This is a genomic window from Frankia sp. EI5c (assembly GCF_001636565.1).
Taxonomy (GTDB): Bacteria; Actinomycetota; Actinomycetes; order Frankiales; family Frankiaceae; genus Parafrankia.
In genome coordinates, this window is record NZ_LRTK01000054.1 from 22698 (window position 1) to 38590 (window position 15893).

General features: G+C 72.4%; 9 protein-coding genes and 12 pseudogenes. 12 read left to right on the forward strand and 9 right to left on the reverse strand.

All coding sequences use genetic code 11. From position 1 onward, the window contains the following. Positions 1 to 20: 20 nt before the first annotated feature. The 6 genes and pseudogenes from UG55_RS20115 to UG55_RS20130 all read right to left on the reverse strand — a co-directional run. Positions 21 to 1493 carry an aldehyde dehydrogenase family protein gene (locus UG55_RS20115; protein ID WP_066071564.1) on the reverse strand — a complete coding sequence of 491 codons (1473 nt, stop codon included), beginning with the start codon at positions 1491 to 1493 and terminating at the stop codon, positions 21 to 23. A gap of 54 nt (positions 1494 to 1547) precedes the next feature. After that, positions 1548 to 2234: thiolase family protein (locus UG55_RS39880; RefSeq protein ID WP_242424830.1), on the reverse strand; the 687-nt coding region annotated here is incomplete at its 5' end. A gap of 78 nt (positions 2235 to 2312) precedes the next feature. Next, positions 2313 to 2774, reverse strand: a pseudogene (locus tag UG55_RS47690) (thiolase family protein); the annotation flags it as partial. Next, the coding region (locus tag UG55_RS39890; RefSeq protein ID WP_242424831.1) for an OB-fold domain-containing protein at positions 2771 to 3048 on the reverse strand (278 nt) is incomplete at its 5' end. The gene UG55_RS39890 and the pseudogene UG55_RS47690, both read right to left, overlap by 4 nt. Before the next feature lies 1 nt (position 3049). After that, a pseudogene (locus tag UG55_RS39895) lies at positions 3050 to 3241 on the reverse strand (zinc ribbon domain-containing protein); the annotation flags it as partial. 7 nt (positions 3242 to 3248) lie between these two features. Continuing rightward, positions 3249 to 4449, reverse strand: a pseudogene (locus UG55_RS20130) (CaiB/BaiF CoA transferase family protein); the annotation flags it as partial. 306 nt (positions 4450 to 4755) lie between these two features. On the opposite strand from UG55_RS20130, the gene UG55_RS20135 reads away from it, so the two are divergent. From UG55_RS20135 to UG55_RS20150, 7 genes and pseudogenes are all read left to right on the forward strand, one after another. Next, the gene (locus UG55_RS20135) at positions 4756 to 6090 is read left to right on the forward strand and encodes an ABC transporter substrate-binding protein (protein ID WP_066071576.1); all 1335 of its coding nucleotides are present in this window, start codon (positions 4756 to 4758) and stop codon (positions 6088 to 6090) included. A gap of 25 nt (positions 6091 to 6115) precedes the next feature. After that, positions 6116 to 8812: pseudogene (locus tag UG55_RS27655) on the forward strand (ATP-binding cassette domain-containing protein); the annotation flags it as partial. Next, a partial coding sequence (locus UG55_RS47695; RefSeq protein ID WP_396230960.1) for a class I adenylate-forming enzyme family protein occupies positions 8795 to 9603 on the forward strand: 809 nt, incomplete at its 3' end. The pseudogene UG55_RS27655 and the gene UG55_RS47695, both read left to right, overlap by 18 nt. A gap of 1 nt (position 9604) precedes the next feature. Continuing rightward, positions 9605 to 9788, forward strand: a pseudogene (locus tag UG55_RS39900) (AMP-binding protein); the annotation flags it as partial. A gap of 1 nt (position 9789) precedes the next feature. Continuing rightward, positions 9790 to 10285, forward strand: a pseudogene (locus UG55_RS39905) (class I adenylate-forming enzyme family protein); the annotation flags it as partial. A gap of 47 nt (positions 10286 to 10332) precedes the next feature. Beyond that, positions 10333 to 10740 (forward strand): hypothetical protein, encoded by a 408-nt coding sequence (locus UG55_RS20145; RefSeq protein WP_083987017.1) that lies wholly within the window; start codon positions 10333 to 10335, stop codon positions 10738 to 10740. Then, a complete protein-coding gene (locus UG55_RS20150; protein WP_066071578.1) occupies positions 10733 to 11782 on the forward strand; it encodes a phosphotransferase family protein in 1050 nt (349 codons plus the stop codon). Before UG55_RS20145 ends, UG55_RS20150 begins: the two co-directional genes overlap by 8 nt. Positions 11783 to 11806: 24 nt before the next feature. Here UG55_RS20150 and UG55_RS45575 read toward each other — a convergent pair. From UG55_RS45575 to UG55_RS39915, 3 pseudogenes are all read right to left on the reverse strand, one after another. Then, positions 11807 to 12029 (reverse strand): annotated as a pseudogene (locus UG55_RS45575) (LytR family transcriptional regulator); the annotation flags it as partial. Between the two features lies 1 nt (position 12030). Beyond that, positions 12031 to 12800, reverse strand: a pseudogene (locus UG55_RS39910) (LCP family protein); the annotation flags it as partial. Position 12801: 1 nt separating this feature from the next. Next, positions 12802 to 13297: pseudogene (locus tag UG55_RS39915) on the reverse strand (LCP family protein); the annotation flags it as partial. A gap of 298 nt (positions 13298 to 13595) precedes the next feature. On the opposite strand from UG55_RS39915, the gene UG55_RS39920 reads away from it, so the two are divergent. The 5 genes and pseudogenes from UG55_RS39920 to UG55_RS39940 form a co-directional block, all read left to right on the forward strand. Further along, positions 13596 to 14010: nitrilase-related carbon-nitrogen hydrolase (locus tag UG55_RS39920; protein WP_304440427.1), on the forward strand; the 415-nt coding region annotated here is incomplete at its 3' end. A 1-nt stretch (position 14011) separates the two neighbouring features. Then, positions 14012 to 14444: pseudogene (locus tag UG55_RS39925) on the forward strand (nitrilase-related carbon-nitrogen hydrolase); the annotation flags it as partial. After that, the coding region (locus UG55_RS39930; protein ID WP_242424833.1) for an amidohydrolase family protein at positions 14441 to 14936 on the forward strand (496 nt) is incomplete at its 3' end. The pseudogene UG55_RS39925 and the gene UG55_RS39930, both read left to right, overlap by 4 nt. 1 nt (position 14937) lies before the next feature. After that, positions 14938 to 15264, forward strand: a pseudogene (locus UG55_RS39935) (dihydropyrimidinase); the annotation flags it as partial. A gap of 1 nt (position 15265) precedes the next feature. Then, positions 15266 to 15889: pseudogene (locus UG55_RS39940) on the forward strand (amidohydrolase family protein); the annotation flags it as partial. Positions 15890 to 15893 lie beyond the last annotated feature (4 nt).

Below are 15893 nucleotides of genomic sequence, written 5' to 3' on the forward strand. Positions count from 1 at the left end.
CGTCATCGAGGTTCTGCTGGTCAGCGCGGCGGGCTGATCGCCAGGTGCTTGACCTCCTGGAAGGCGCGGATCCCGGCCGGCCCGCGCTCGCGGCCCAGGCCGCTCTGCTTGTAGCCACCGCTCGGGGCGTAGGCGCTGAACAGGCCGCCGACGTTGACGTTCACCGCCCCGGTGCGCAGCCGGCGGGCGACCGAGGTCGCGACGGCGAGGTCGGAGCCGTAGACCTGGCCGGAGAGCCCGTATTCGCTGTCGTTGGCGATGCGCACGGCATCGTCGAGGTCGCGGTAGCCGAGAATGCTGATCACCGGCCCGAAGATCTCCTCCTGGGCGGCGGGATTGGAGTTGTCGCGCAGGTCGAGCACGGTCGGCTCGAAGTAGTAGCCGCGGTCGAGCCCCGCGGGGCGGCCGCCGCCGAAGGCGACCTTCCCGCCGTGCGCCTCCGCCGCGGCGACGAGACGCTCGCAGCGCTCCCGCGCGGCGGCGTTGATGACCGGGCCCATCCGGGCCGCCGGGTCGCTGGGCGGGCCGACCGTGATGGCGGCGTAGGCGCGGGCGACCGCCTCGACGACCTCGTCCTTGCTCTCCCGCGGCACGAGCAGGCGGGTGGCGGCGACGCATGCCTGCCCGGCCGTCGCCGCGACCACGGCGGCGGCGCCCGCCGCGGCCCGGCCGACCGCGTCCGGCAGGTAGATCTGCGCGGACTTGCCGCCGAGCTCCAACGCGACCCGCTTCACCGTCGGCGCGGCCTGCGCGAGGATGCGCCGTCCCACCGCGGTGGAGCCGGTGAACGAGACCAGGTCGACGAACGGGTGGCTGGTGAGCAACTCGGCACCGGCGGCGCCGGACTCCACCACCACGCTCAGGGCGCCGGCCGGCAGCCCGGCCACCTCGGCCGCCGCCCCGAACAGCAGTGAGGAGACCGGGGTCAGCGGGCTCGGCCGCAGGATCACCGAGTTGCCCGCCATCAGCGCCGGAATCAGCTTCTGGAACGCCATGATGATCGCCCCGTTGTAGGGCGTGATGGCGGCGACGACGCCGACCGGCTCATGCCGGCGGATGCTCAGCGCCGCCCCGGCCCGTACCAGCTCGTCGACCGGCACCGGGTTGGCGTCCTCGTGCGACATCGACAGGTACAGGTCGATCGTGCCGCGGGCCAGGGCGACACCCGCGCCGAACTGCGCCCGCTCGGCGAAGGAGACCGGCTGGCCGGCCTCGGCGACCATCGTGGCGACCAGCGCGTCCCGGCGGGCCACGATGTGGTCGACGAACGCGTGCAGCACCCGGCCCCGTTCGGCGGGTGGGGTGTCCGCCCACTCCCCCTCGTCGAAGCAGCGTCGCGCCTCGACGACGGCGCGCTCGATCTCCGTCAGCGGCGTCACCGAGACGTCGGTGACCCGCGACTCGTCGGCGGGGTTCTCCACGGCGAGCAGTTCCTCGCCGTCCACCCAGGTTCCGGCGACGTAGGAGCACCGCTCGGCGATGAGGTCTTCCACCGGCTCATCTCGCTTTCTCGGGCGACAGGGACTCGGGCAGCAGGGACTCGGGCATCAGAACGGCTCGGCCGTGTAGACGACGGCGCCGCCGTAGTGGGGGGAGGAATGGCACGCGACGCCGACCGTCGCGCCCGCGCGCTGGCGTTCGCCGGCCCGGCCGGAGAGCTGCAGATAGCACTCGAGCATCTGCGGGATGCCGTGCAGGCGGCCGTTGCCGAGCGCCCCGCCGCCGGAGAGCACCGGCAGCGCGTCGGGCCGGTCGCTGTCGATCCGCCCGTCCTGCACGAACCGGTGTGCCTCACCGACCGGGCAGAGACCGAGTGCTTCCAGCCAGAAGTAGACGAACGGCGAGAAGCCGTCATACAGCTGCGGCAGGTCCACCTCGGCCGGCCCGACGCCGCTGGCGGCCCACAGCCGGCGGGCGGTCTCGGTGCCGACGGACATGATGTCGTCCAGCGGCCAGTGCAGCGGGAGCCGCCGCGTCGCCGGCAGCCCACTGGCGTAGCCGGCGACGTACACCGGCCGGTGCGGCAGGTCGGCCGCCCGCTCGGCCGACGTCAGGACGAACGCCGCCACCCCGTCGACGGGGAAGTCGCAGTCGTACCGGCAGACCGGATCACTGATCATCGGCGCGGCCAGGTACTCCTGTGTGCTCAGCGGCCGGCCGTGCCAGTACGACCAGGGGATGCGGGATCCGTTCTTGCGTGCCTCGACCACGACGGCCGCCATCGCCGCCCGGTCNGCTCCATAACGCTGGAGGTATTCGGTGTAGGGCAGGCCGATCATCGCGAGCGGGCCGAAGAAGCCCTGCGGGGCGGNCCACTGCGCCGGGCCGGCGGCCCGTTCCAGGGTGTTGGCGTGGTATTTCCCGGGTGGGTTGTGCAGGGCCCGGTACACCAGCACGTGGTCGGCGGCCCCGCTGACGACCGCGTTGACCGCCATGCCCACCATGCCGGGGATCTGGCCGATGCCGTGGAACCCGGCGACATGGCGCGGCGCGGTCCCGGGCCGGCCGGGCGCGCCGAGCCGCTCGGCCAGCCAGGTCGCCGGCACGGAAGTGACCCCGTCCTGGACGCTGTGCGAGCCCGCGGTGGGGAAGAGGGCAGAGGTGATCACTCCGTCGACCGCTTCGGGCACCAGCCCCGCGTCGGCGATCGCGGCCCGGGCCGTCTCCAGCGCGAGCACGCCGAGTGGACGTCCCGCATGCCGTTGGACGGCGCTGTGCGCGTACCCGACGACGGCCACCCGGTTGCGGGCCGCGAACCGGCGCCGGCCGCTCATGGTGCGCCGACCAGGACGAAGGCCGGGATGGCGACTCCGGGACGCACATCCTCGAAGGCGACCTGCACCCGCACGCCGATACGCAGCAGCGGGTCCGAGGCGCCGGCGGCACCGGCGGCACCAGCGGCACCAGCGGCACCGGGCCCGTCGAGGAGGCGGCCGATCATGCGCAGCTCGGCCTGCTCGGCGAGCTCGACGTCGACGAGCACGAACGGGACCTCGGCGGCGAACCCCGGCAGGCCCGACTGCCGGACCACCGTCCAGGACCGCACCGNGCCCCGGCCGCTGACCGGCTCGAACGCGTAGTCCGGCTGGGTGCTCCGGCAGTGCGGGCAGCACTGGTCGGGCGGTATCGCGAACGACCCGCAGCGGGTGCAGCGGGCGATCGCCAGAACGTGGTCCGCCGCGGCCGACCAGTAGGGGCCGGAGATCTCGTCCGGCACGGGTAACGGGCGGGCGGCCGTCACGGGATCNCCCCCGCCTCGGCCAGCTCGCCGATCTGTTCCCAGCTGTAACCCAGCTCCAGCAGCAGCGACTCGGTGTGCTCGCCGTGCTCGGGGGCGCGGCGCAGGTCGGGCGGCTGCTCGTCGAACTGCACCGGCCCGGTCGGCAGCCGGTAGGACGGGCCACCGTCGCCGGCGACCTCGCCCAGGTAGTCGTTGGCGAGCACCTGGGGGTCGGTGAGCAGCTCCTCGACGGCCTGCATCGGGGCCCAGGGCGCGTCGATCCGGGCGAGCAGCTCCTTCCACTCGGCGAAGGTCCGGTCGGCGAAGATCGCCGCGAGCTCGGCGACGCAGGCCGCCCGGTTCGCCGCGCGGGCGGGCAGGTCGGCGAACCGGGGGTCGGTGAGGAGGTCGTCCCGGCCCACCAGTCGGCAGAAGTCGGCCCAGTAGCGGTCCGGCTCCAGGAACACGAGCTGGATGTGCCGGCCGTCCCGGGTGCGGTACGAGCCGACCAGCGGGTTGCGGTAGGCCTCGGTGCCGCTCGCGGCCCGCGGGGTCTGGCCGGCGAGGGCGGCGAGGACGTCGGAGGACAGTGTCCACATCGCGGTCGCGAGCAGCGAGACGTCCACGACGGTGCCGCGTCCGGTGCGTTCGCGTCGCAGCAGAGCGGCGGCGATCCCGAACGCGAGCGCCATCGCCCCGTTGCGGTCGCCCATCGCGCCACGCTGGCTGATCGGGGTGTCCCGGTCGGGCGGTGTCAGGACGTGCGCGAGGCCGCCCTGCGCCCAGAACGCCGAGGAGTCGTAGCCGGGCCGGTCGGCGCCCGGGCCACGCGCGCCGAAGCCGTGCCCGCGAGCGTAGACGAGTCGGGGGAAACGGCTGGTGAGCGTCCCGGAGTCAAGCTCGAGGCGGCGGAGCGCGCCGGGCCGGAAGTTGGTCAGGAAGACGTCGGCGGTCTCCAGCAGCTGGTCGAGCACCTGCCGGCCCGGTGCGGACCGCAGGTCGATGGCCAGCGATCGCTTACCCCTGTTGGCCAGGGCCACGGAGAGGTTCACGCCGCCGCCGTCGGTGCCGATGCCCTGGGTGGCCAGGCCCCGGTAGGGATCGCCCTCCGGACGCTCGACCCGGACGACGTCGGCGCCCCAGTCGGCCAGCAGCGCTCCGGCCACCGGCACGAACACCCACTGGGCCAGCTCGACCACGCGGACCCCGCCGAACGCGGCCTCATCCACTCCGGTGCCCCCTCTCGGCCTCGACGAACAAGAACATGAAGCGAGAATGTAGAACGGCACTCTCGTGTTTGGGAAGACGTTGACTTCTCAAAATGCGCGTGCAAACATCCACTCGCCAAGCCGGCAGATCAGTCCGGCTGACTGTCCGGCCGAGCATCCAGCCTGGTCAGAGCCATCCCAGCCCGAACAGCCCGAACAGCCCGAGCCGCTGACGACCCCGCGGCACCCGGTACCGGGCACACGGCCCCCGAACAACCACCGGCAGCCGAAACACCCACCCATCGACGGACCCGGGGCAGGTAGCAGATGCGCAACAGCGGAAGAACCAGCAGATCCACGAGCCGACCGGCGTTACCGGCCGGTGGCCGCCTACCCGTCCGGTTACCCGTCCGGACGTCGCTGCTGGCGTCCGCGCTCGCGGTGCTGATGCTGGCGGTGGCCGCCTGCGGCGACGACGACGGCGACGACGGCGAGCGCGCGGCGGCTGGCCCCGGCGCGGTGGCGAGCGGGGCCGACGTCCTCGGGCCGGCGGCGCCCGCGAGCGGTGAGCCGGTACGGATCGGGCTGGTCACGGGGCGGGGCGCCTCCGGCGACCTCAACATCGAGAGCGATTCGGCCGCCGCCACCGTCAAGTACCTCAACGAGCACCGTTCCGGCATCGCCGGACGTCCCATCCAGCTGGTCACCTGCGAGACGCTGGCCGATCCGGGCAAGGGCGCCGACTGCGGGAACCGGATGGTGGAGGAGAACGTCGCCGCGGTCGTCGTCGGGTCGACACCCGTGCTGGAAAGCGTCTGGCAGCCGATCAACCAGGCCGGCCTGCCCACGGTGTTCTACGGCGCGAGCGGTCGCCGCCTGCTGGGCGACACCAGGTCCACGTTCGCGCTCACCGACCCGACGTTCAGCATCTCCAGCGTGCCGATCGAGCTGGCGAAGAAGCAGAAGCTGGGCAAGGTGACGGCCATCGTCATCGACGTGCCCTCCTCCCGGGCCAGCTACGAACAGGCCAAGTCCGTCTACCAGGCCGCGGGCATCGAGCTCACGGTCGTCCCCGTCCCGCTCGGCACCGCCGACATGACCCCGCAGATGCGCCGGCTGGCCGGCGACGACCCGGGGCTGGTGCACATCCACGGCAACGACTCGTTCTGCATCAGCGCGCTGAACGGGCTGCGGGCCGTCGGCCATGACGGCCCGATCTCGGCGATCGGGCAGTGCCTCACCGACGCCACCCGCAAGGCGGTTTCCGGCAGCTACCTCGAAGGCGTGTCGGTCGCCGCGAGCACCCCGATCGGCGCGGACAACCCCTCGACGCGGCTCTACCAGGCGGTCGTGACCACCTACGGCAAGGACATCGACCCCAGCAAACCGTCCGGGATGAACATCTTCTCCACCCTGGCCGGCTTCCAGGCGGGTGTCGCGGGCCTGTCCGGCGAGGTGACACCGGCGTCCATCATCGAGGCGCTGAAGACGATGCCGGCGACGGAGCTGCCCGGCGGGGGCGGCCTGAAGATCCGGTGCAACGGCCACGCCATCCCCGGCTCGCCGGCCGTGTGCGGCCGCGGCGGCCTGCTCACCACGCTCGACGACGCCGGCGAACCGACGGAGTACCAGCTGGTCGGCGCCACGCCGATCGAGGACTGATCCCGAGCGGGCCAGGGAGAACGCCATGGACCATGTCGCCTCGCTCCTGCTCGGTCTCGGCAACGGTGGTGTCTTCGCGGCGCTCGCCCTCGCCCTGGTGCTCACCTACCGCAGCTCGGGCGTCATCAACTTCGCGACCGGGGCGATCGCCCTCTACGTCGCCTACACCTACGGCTCGTTGCGTGCGGGCGAGCTGCTGGTCCCGGTGCCGGGGCTGCCGAAGACGGTGGACGTCGGCGGGGAACTCGGGCTGTTCCCCGCCGCCGCCGTCGCGCTGACCGTCGGGGCTCTGCTCGGCGCCCTGCTGTACCTGCTGGTGTTCCGGCCGCTGCGGGACGCCCCGCCGCTGGCCCGCGCGGTCGCCTCGCTCGGCGTCCTCATCGTGATCGAGTCCGTGATGGCGCTGCGGGTGGGCGGTGAGCCGGTCAGCGTGGCCGCGATCTTCCCCGAGGAACGCTGGACACTCGGCTCGCTGACCCTGCTGTCGGACCGGCTCTACCTCGCCGCCGCCGTGGTGGCCCTGACCATCGCCCTGACCGCCGCCTTCCGGCTGACCCGGTTCGGCCTGCTCACCCGCGCCGCGGCCGAGTCGCAGACCGGCCTCTACGTGAGTGGCGGGTCCCCGGACCGGATCGCCCTCGCCAACTGGATGATCAGCGGCACCGTGGCCGGCGCCGCGGGCATCCTGATCGCTCCGCTGAGCCCGCTGACGCCGTCCAACTACACGCTCTTCGTGGTTCCGGCGCTGGCCGCCGCGGTCGTCGGCGGCTTCCAGCACCTGCTCCCCACCGTCGCGGCGGGCCTCGCGATCGGCATGGTGCAGGCGGAGGCGCTCTCGCTGTCCGCCGACCATGACTGGCTGCCCGAGTCGGGGCTGGCGGAGCTGGTGCCACTGCTTGTGATCCTGGTGGCGCTGCTGACCTCCCGGCGCGGCCTGCCTGCCCGCGGAACGCTGGTGCGCCAGCCGCTCGGGCACGCCCCGCGCCCCCGCTCCCTGGTCCTGCCCACCCTGGCCGGCACCGCCGTCGGCGTGCTGGCGCTGGTCCTCACCGACGGCACCTGGCGCAGCGCGGTGATCGGCACGTTCATCGGCGCCGTCATCGGGCTGTCCGTCGTGGTGGTGACCGGGTACGCCGGCCAGGTCTCGCTGGCCCAGCTCTCCCTCGCCGGCTGCGCCGCGTTCACGCTGTCCGGCCTCACCAGCGGCTGGCACATCCCCTTCCCGATCGCGCCGCTGCTGGCGGCGCTGGTCGCGACCGTCATCGGAGTGCTCGTCGGCCTGCCGGCGCTGCGCCTTCGCGGCCTGACCCTGGGCATCGTCACCCTCGCCCTGGCCTACGCGATCGAGGCGGTCTGGTTCCGCAACTCCGACTTCGTCAGCTCCGACGGCGCCACCGTGGAACCGCCGACCCTGTTCGGGCTCGATCTGGGGATCGGCAGCGGTCACGCGTTTCCCCGGATCCCCTTCGGGCTGCTCTGCCTGGGCGTGCTCGTCGCCACGGCGTGGGGAGTCGCCCGGCTGCGGATGAGCGCGCTCGGCTCGGCGATGCTCGCGGTGCGCGCGAACGAGCGCTCCGCCGCCGGGATCGGGATCGACGTGGTCCGGATCAAGGTGATCAGCTTCGCGCTGGCGTCCTTCATCGCCGGGCTCGGCGGCAGCCTGCTGGCCTACCGCCGCGGCGTCGTCACGTTCGACTCGTTCAGCGCGATCGCCGGCCTGACCCTGCTGTCGACCGCCTACCTCGCCGGGGTCACCTCCGTGTACGGCGGGATCCTCGCCGGTGTCCTGGGCGGCAGCGGCATCACGTTCGTCGCCATGGACCGCTGGATCGACCTCGGCGACTGGTTCCCGGTGCTCTCCGGCCTCAGCGTGATCGGTGTGCTGATCGGGCACCCCGAGGGCCTGGCCGGCGGCGGGCAGCGGCTCGCCGCGCGCCTGCGGCTGGGGTCGTGGCCGCGGGCACGGGCACGGGCGCTCCCGGCGCCGCCCGACCCGAGTGGTTCCGCGGAACCGCTCGGCGACGACGCCGCGGTGCTGGAGATCGAGGGCCTGACCGTGCGTTACGGCGGGGTGCTGGCCGTCGACGGCGTCTCGCTGCGGGTCGAACCGGGCCGGATCGTCGGGCTCATCGGCCCGAACGGTGCCGGCAAGACCAGCGTGATCGACGCCGTCACCGGCTTCGCGCCCGCCGCGGGTTCGGTACGCCTCGGCGACGCCCACCTCGAAGGCCTGCCCCCACACCGGCGGGTCCGCCGCGGCCTCACCCGCACGTTCCAGGCACTGGAGCTCTATGACGATCTGACGGTCGAGGAGAACGTGGGCGCGGCGCTGTCCGGCGTCCGCGGTCAAGAACGACGGCGGGCCCTCGACCGGGCCCTCGACCTGGTGGGGCTGGCCGACCGGGCGGACCGGCCGGCGAGCGCCCTGAGCCACGGTGAACGCCAGCTCGTGTCGATCGCCCGGGCCTGCGCCGTCGACACCCGGGTGCTGCTGCTGGACGAGCCGGCGGCCGGCCTCGACACCACCGAGACCGCCTGGCTCGGCGAGCGTATCCGGACGATCAGCGGTTCCGGGGTCGGCGTACTGCTCATCGACCACGACGTCAGCCTGGTGCTCGGCATCTGCGACCACGTGTACGTCCTCGACTTCGGACGGCTGATCGCCGAGGGCCCGCCGGAACGGATCCGTGCCGACCGGGCCGTGATGGACGCCTACCTCGGCCGAAAGGACTCTCCTGTGGACACCGAGATCAGCAACGCCCGGCGCATCCGTGACCTGGCCGCGGCCAGTCCGGCGGAGATCGCCGTGCGGCACGTGGCGGCCGACGGGACCGAGGCGGCCCTCACCTGGGCCGAACTCGACCGGCGGTCCAGCCAGCTCGCCGGAGCGCTGGCCGGACGCGGCCTCGCCCTGGGTGACCGCCTCGGGATCGGGCTGCGCAACTCCCCACAGTTCGTCCTCGCCGTGCTGGCAGCCTGGAAGATCGGCGCGGTGCCGGTGCCGGTGCGCTGGGACGTCCCCGAGTGGGAGCTGACCAGGCTGCGGGAGGTGATCAACCCGCGGGTTCATCTCGGCGACGCGGACCTGGCCTGGATCGACGCCACCGCCGCACTCGCCGTGCCGGACCTGCCGGACGCGGTGTCCCCGCAGATCAACGGCATCTGCAGCAGCGGGTCGACCGGCACACCGAAGATCATCCTTACCGACCGGCCCTCGGTCTACGACGAACGGCTCACCACACCGTTCATCGCCGCGTGGAACCCGGTGTCGCGCCCGCAGACCATCGGCGTCCTCGCGCCGATGTACCACGCGAACGGGCTGACGACGCTCTACAGCCTGCTCGCCGGTGACAGCCTGGTGGTGCTGGAGAAGTTCGACGCGGCCCGGGTCGTCGACGTCGTCGAACGGCACCGGGTGAGCACGTTCACCGCGACGCCGACGATGCTGCAGCGCATCGCCGACCTGCCCGGCATCGAGGAGCGGGACCTCTCCAGCCTCGCCTGGATCCTGCANGGCGCCGCGCCGATGCCGCGGTCGCTGGTGCACCGCTGGGCGAAGCTGATCGGCCCCGAGCGGATCGTCATGGCCTACGGGATGACCGAGGGCCTGGGCCTCACCGCCCTGCGCGGCGACGAGTGGATGGCGCACGAGGGCAGCGTCGGCCGCCCGTTCCGTGACACCGAGGTGCGGGTGCTCGNCGACGACGGCCAGCCGCTGCCGCCCGGCGAGCCGGGGCTGATCTACCTACGCTCCGGGATGTCGGCCGGCTACCGCTACCTCGGGGACGCGCCGCCGCTGCGGCAGACCACCGAGGGTTTCAGCACCGCCGGCGACCTGGGCCACCTCGATGCCGACGGCTACCTGTACGTGCTCGACCGGCGGGTGGACATGATCGTCTCGGGGGGTGCCAACGTGTTCCCGGCCGAGGTCGAGGCCGCCCTCATCGACCATCCCGACATCGCGGACGTCGTCGTCATCGGCCTGCGGGACCCGAAGTGGGGCCGGCGGGTCCACGCGATCATCGAGCCCGCCGACCCTGGCCAACCACCGACGGCCGATGAGATCGTCAGCTATGCCAGGAGTCGCCTCGCCCCCTACAAGGTGCCGAAGACCGTCGAGGTCGTCGAGGCCATCCCGCGCAGTGCCGCGACCAAGGTGAACCGCGGCGCGCTGGTGGCCGCCCGCGAATCGTGACCGCCCGCGAATCGTGACCGCCCGCTTGACATGCCCAGGAGGAGCAGATGCCAGTGAGCAAGCCGAACGAGTTACCGGTGGGCGGTGGCGGCCGGTGGCCGGCGAGCGGCGCCGGCTTCCGGTCGGTGCAGTGGGGTGACCTGGAGGTCGGTTACACCGCCACCGGGCCGCTGGACTGCACCCCCGGCTACCAGGGCCTGCCCGGCGGGGTGTGCCCGTGCCCGCACTACGGCTACGTCTTCTCCGGCCGGCTCCGGGCGATCTACCCCGGCACGAACTGGCCGGACGAGGTGGCCACCGCCGGTGACGTCTACTTCTTCCCCGCCGGGCACTCGCTGATCTACGAGGAGCCGAGCGAGGTACTCGAACTCAACCCGGCGGCGGCCCTGCAGCAGGTCATGGCGCACTTCGAGTCGCTCGCCGGCACCGACCGGCTGGCGGTCGACGGTGACTGAGGCGTCGGGGCACGTCCCGGAGCGGCTGGACGAGGTGCTGTCCCCGGGGTGGCTGACGGCCGCGCTCGGCCGCCGGCACCCGGGCATCGAGGTCACCGGGGTCACCCGCGGCCCCACGGTCAGCCGGTTCTCGACCAACGTCCGGTTCGGCATCGAGTGCGCCGGCGGTGTCCCGGCGGGCCTGTCCCCCAGCCTGTGCGTGAAGGGCTACTTCACCCCGCGCGGCCGGCCGGCCCGGCACGCCGGCCTGCCCGAGGCGCTGTTCTACCGGGACCTGGCCGACCGGACCGGCGTACGCACCCTGCGCGGCGTCTACGCCGAAGCCGACACCGGGACGGGCGCGAACGTCGTCATCACCGAGGACGTCATCGCCGCGGGCGGCGCCTTCCTCGACGGCCGGCACCCCTACACCCCCGACCAGGCCGCCGACAGCCTGGAGCAGCTCGCCCGGCTGCACGCCGTGACCTGGGGTGACCCGAGCCTCGCCGCGGCCGGGTGGCTGAGCTCGCGGATGGGGCCACGCACCGGCGAGGCGTGGCGGGCGAAGATCGAGGCGAACTACACCGGTGACACCGGCGCCGGCGTGCCCGAGCGGGTCCGTGACGTCGGGCGGCTCGTCGCCGCCTACGGCGCCCTCGCGGCGCTGGTCGCCAGCACCCGCGCCTGGACGATCGTGCACGGCGACCCGCATGTGGGCAACATCTTCCTGGACGGCGGCGGCCGGCCGTCGCTGCTGGACTGGCAGCTCGTGCAACGGGCGCCCTGGTATCTCGACGTGGGCTACCACATCGCCTCCGCGCTCACCGTCGCCGACCGCCGGCGGCACGAGGACGACCTGCTGCGCCACTACCTGGACGCACTGGCCGCGGCCGGGGTCGAACGTCCGTCCTGGGACGAGGCCGGGCTCGGGGTCCGCCGCGGCGCGCTGCACGGCTTCTACCTGTGGAGCATCACCTCGCTGGTCGACCCGGAGGTGACCAGCGTGCTGCTGGAGCGGCTCGGCACCGCGGTCGACGACCACGACTCCTACGCCGCCGTCTGACCTGCCCTCAGTACACCCTTGCCCTCAGTACACACAGTCCTTGGGCGGCTCGGGAGTCGGTACCGCGGAGCCGGTCGGCCGCGGCTCGGCGCCGGCCAGGGCCACCGGGCTCGCGGGGTCCGGCGCGGCGGAGGTCCCCGGGGTTCCCGGGGTGGCTGAGGGGGCCGGGTCGGCCAGCCCGTCGAAGGCGGCGCCCACGATGATCTCGACGCCGTCGACGGAGCCGTCGGAGGCCAGCTTCGCCTCGNGGAGGTGGGTCAGGATCTTCCGGGCGGTCGCCTCGGCACCGGTGCCGTACCGGATCCAGGTGGACTTGAAGTCGCTGAACGGCGCGTTGCCGCCGTTGTCGGCGCTGACGGCGGCGCTGATGCCCCTCGCCGCGAGCCCGCGGACGGCCTTCCCGGCGAGGCCGGCGGTCCCGCTGCCGTTCACCACCGAGATCCGGGCGGTACCGTCGCCGGAATCAGTGCCGCCGGAATCAGTGCCGCCGGGATCAGTGCCGCCGGGATCAGTGCCGCCGGGATCGGCGACGAGCGACCGGAAGAGGGCGTCGAGATCCGCCTGGTTGTAGATCTGGACCGCCCCGACCCGGGTGGAGATCGTTCCGTCGTCCTTGATGGCGCCTTCCGCCCGGGTGGCGGTGTGGGTGGGCACCGTCTGGGCCCCGAGCGAGCCGTTGGAGATTCCCCGCAGCCGGTCGGCGAGCCCGCGCAGATCGAAGCTGTCGGTGCCCTCACCGAAGTTCAGCGCGGATCCGACCGCCCCCAACAGACTGTTGATCCTGGCCGGGCTGTTGAGCACCCCGCCCTCGCTGATCCTGGCCAGCACCCTGCTCAGGAAGTACTGCTGTCGTTCGGTGCGGCTGAGGTCCTCGTTCGGCAGGCCATGACGCTGGCGGACGAAGGCCAGTGCCTGCTCGCCGCTGATATGGATGGTTCCCGGCCCGCCCCGGAAACCGCTCCAGGGATCGTCGGTGTTCGTACTGACGAAGTATCTTCCGGCATCCGGATTCCACACCNGTTGGGAACGGCCCCACTCGGTGATGCAGACGTCGACGCCGCCGATCGCGTCCGAGATAGTCCTGAATCCGGCCAGGTCCACCGAGACGTAGTGGTCCACCCGCAGCCCGGTGAGCCGCTCGACCTGCTTTATCAGCAGGGTGGCACCGCCGGCCGAGATGGCGTAGTTGAACTTGTTCTCCCGCGGCGGGTGCACCTTTCCGGTGCCCTTGTCCGTGTATTCGGGAACGAGCACGAGAAGATCGCGGGGAAAGGAGGTCAGGGTGACTTTGTCGTCCTCACCGACATGAGCGAGAATCGTCGTGTCCGAGCGCTCGCCGGCCAGGCCGGGGCGGCTGTCCGTGCCCACCAGCAGGTAGTTCTTCGTGCCCTTGCGGGCGGCCGGCCGGTCCTTGCCGAGGTCGCCGATCGCCACCCGGTTGATTTTCGCGTCGAAGCGGGTGTATGCGGCCCAGCCGCCGACGACCCCGACGGTGATCGCGACGGAGACCAGCATCGCGACCGCCCGCCGCAGGCGGCGCGCGAGCGTCGGCCGCGGCCGGCCACCCCGGAGATCGAAGGGCAACCGGCCCTCCCGCGCGTCGTCCACCACTCTCGCTTCAATCTCCCACCGGGCGCAGACCAGCTCATCGGCTGACCATTCCGGGCGAAATACTAGCTTGCGGGTGAACAGCCCTCTCGGCCGGCGGCACGCCGACTCCCACAACGCACGCGCCACATCAACAGACCAACTTCGTGGGATGCTTTGACCTGCGGGAACGCGGGGTCCACAGACAAAGGGGAGTCGGATCCGGATGACGACGGTGCGGGCCGCGGTAACACAGGTGGCCTGGACAGGCGACCGGGAATCGATGATCACCCGGCATGAGGAACTGGCACACGACGCCGCGGCCCAGGGCGTCACGGTGATCGGTTTTCAGGAACTGTTCACCGGCCCCTACTTCGGGGCGGTCCAGGATCAGAAGTACTACGCCCAGGTGGAGCCGATCCCCGGGCCCACCGTCGAGCGGTTCCAGCGGCTGGCGGCGAAGCTCGGCCTGGTCATGATCCTGCCGATCTACGAAGTCGCGGCCCAGGGCGAGTACTACAACGCCGCCGCGGTGGTCGACGCCGACGGCCGCCTGCTCGGGAGGTACCGCAAGCACCACATCCCACAGCTGCCGTCCTTCTGGGAGAAGTTCTACTTCCGGCCCGGGAACCTCGGATACCNGGTGTTCGACACCGCGGTGGGCCGGGTCGGCGTCTACATCTGCTACGACCGGCATTTTCCCGAGGGCTGGCGGGAGCTGGGGCTGAACGGAGCCCAGCTGGTGTTCAACCCGTCGGCGGCGAAGCCGGGCCTGTCGAACCGGCTGTGGGAGATCGAGCAGCCGGCCGCGGCGGCGGCCAACCAGTACTTCGTCGCCGCCAACAACCGCATCGGCCACGAGACCGGCGAGTTCGGCGCCGACGCGCCGCGCTTCTACGGCTCGTCCTATTTCGTCGACCCGCGCGGGAACGTGGTCGGCGACGTCGCGTCCGAGGACAAGGAGGAGCTGGTCATCCGCGACCTCGACCTCGACGAGATCACCCGCGCCCGCGACGACTGGCAGTTCTACCGGGACCGCCGCCCCGAGACCTACCAGCGGACGGGGCTGGGATGAGCACCCTGCTGATCAGCGGTGGCACGGTGGTGGGCCCGGACGGCGCCGCCCGCCAGGACGTCCTCGTCGAGGGCGAGCGGATCGCCGCCGTGCTGGAGCCGGGATCAGCGCTGGCCGAGGCAGTGCGCACCGGCCCCATGCCCCCCGACCGGCTGATCGACGCGACCGGCCGGTACGTGATCCCGGGCGGGGTCGACGCCCACACCCACCTGGAGATGCCGTTCGGCGGCACGCACGCCGCCGACACGTTCGAGACCGGGACCCGCGCCGCCGCCTGGGGCGGTACGACCACCGTCGTCGACTTCGTCGTCCAGGCCCACGGGCAGCGGGTGCAGGACCAGGTCGCGCGCTGGCACGAGAAGGCCGCCGGCAACTGCGCCGTCGACTACGCCTTCCACCAGATCGTCGGGGACGTCGACGACGAGTCCCTCAAGGCGATGAACGAGCTGATCAGCGAGGGCATCACCAGTTTCAAGCTGTTCATGGCCTACCNGGGGGTGTTCCTCTCCGACGACGGGCAGATCGTGCGGGCGATGCGGACCGCGGCGGACAACGGCGGCCTGATCATGATGCACGCCGAGAACGGCCCGGTGATCGACGTCCTGGTGCGCGCGGCGCTGGCCGAGGGCCGCACGACGCCCTACCACCACGGGACGACCCGGCCCTGGCAGACCGAGCAGGAGGCCACCCACCGGGCGATCATGCTCGCCGATCTGACCGGCGCGCCGCTCTACGTGGTGCACGTGTCCGCGCGGCAGGCCCTGGCCCGCATCGCCGAGGCGCGCGACGCCGGGCAGAACGTGTTCGGCGAGACCTGCCCNCAGTACCTGTACCTGTCGCTGGAGGAGCAGCTCGGCGCCCGCAGCGAGCAGTGGGGCGAGTTCGAGGGCGCCAAGTGGGTCTGCTCGACACCGCTGCGTTCCCGGGCCGAGGGGCATCAGGACGAACTGTGGCGCTACCTGCGCACCGGCGACGTCACCGCGGTCTCGACCGACCACTGCCCGTTCTGCATGGCGGGCCAGAAGGAACGGGGGATCGGCGACTTCTCCCGCATCCCCAACGGCATCGGCGGGATCGAGCATCGGATGGACCTGCTGTACCAGGGGGTGCGGGACGGCCGGCTGAGCCTCGCCCGGTGGGTGGAGGTGTGCTGCGCCGCCCCGGCGCGGATGTTCGGCCTGTACGGGCGCAAGGGTGTGATCGCCCCGGGAGCGGACGCCGACATCGTGCTCTACGACCCGGCCGGGCACACCTCCATCGGCATCGGCGAGGGCCGCTCCCATCACATGAACATGGACTACTCCCCCTGGGAGGGCTTCGAGATCGACGGGCACGTGGATGTCGTCCTCTCCCGCGGGTCCGTCATCAAGGACCGGACCGGCTATCTCGGGCGCCGGGGGCACGGCCGGTTCGTCCCGCGCGGCCTGTCCCAGAACCTGATCTGACCAG